The organism is Vibrio scophthalmi LMG 19158, assembly GCF_000222585.1.
Lineage (GTDB): Bacteria > Pseudomonadota > Gammaproteobacteria > Enterobacterales > Vibrionaceae > Vibrio > Vibrio scophthalmi.
Window position 1 is genome coordinate 1 of sequence record NZ_AFWE01000134.1, and the last position, 204, is coordinate 204.

Here is a 204-nt window from a genome sequence, read left to right on the forward strand (position 1 = left end):
CTTAACAATGACATCCGGACGCGGGATGGAGCAGCATGGTAGCTCGTCGGGCTCATAACCCGAAGGTCGTAGGTTCAAATCCTGCTCCCGCAACCACATTAAGAGTAATTGCAACAGCGATTATTCATGCGACACTAGCTCAGTTGGTAGAGCGCAACCTTGCCAAGGTTGAGGTCATCGGTTCGAACCCGATGTGTCGCTCCA

The 204-nt window shown here is 52.5% G+C and carries 2 tRNA genes; both read left to right on the forward strand.

Annotated features, from left to right (window positions below):
- The first annotated feature begins 19 nt into the window (after positions 1 to 19).
- A tRNA-Met gene (locus tag RH88_RS10510) sits at positions 20 to 96 on the forward strand.
- 32 nt (positions 97 to 128) lie between these two features.
- A tRNA-Gly gene (locus tag RH88_RS10515) sits at positions 129 to 204 on the forward strand.